Annotated in this window: 1 protein-coding gene; it reads right to left on the bottom strand. The window is 65.2% G+C overall.

The window, feature by feature from the left end; translation table 11 throughout:
• Positions 1–67: 67 nt before the first annotated feature.
• Positions 68–379, bottom strand: a 312-nt coding sequence (locus JT719_RS24350) for a hypothetical protein (RefSeq protein ID WP_207436390.1), incomplete at its 5' end; no start/stop codon positions are given.

Below are 379 nucleotides of genomic sequence, written 5' to 3'. Positions count from 1 at the left end.
ACACAGCCCGCGCCGAGGATTGCCGTTGGGCGTCCGTTGAAGCGCGAACTGAAGAGGGTGGCTTAGGCTACTCTTGGAAATCTCCCGGCTTTAGCCGTGGGGAAGATGTTAAGCGATGCTCATCCAAGGTCGCGCACCCCGGCCAGGGCTCGGGCAACCGGCAGAGGAAGAGACCGGAGTTGGAGATAGGGCCGCCAGGGTCGATCCCTGCGGCCCGGACCGCCACAGCGAAAGGCGGAACGCCCCAGAGCGTCACGAAACCAGCAATATCGCTCCCCTCGGCGTCTGGCGCGGCGGCGAAAGCCGCGTTTGCCCGTTCCATGGCCTCCAACAGCTCCGCCAAGGACGTCTCCAGGGAGCCGGCGACCATCATGTCGCA

Origin of the sequence: Sabulibacter ruber, from assembly GCF_017355955.1 — a bacterium.
In the GTDB taxonomy this organism is placed as follows: Bacteria; Bacteroidota; Bacteroidia; order Cytophagales; family Hymenobacteraceae; genus Nibribacter; species Nibribacter ruber_A.
This window is presented reverse-complemented; position numbering and strand designations above follow the sequence as displayed.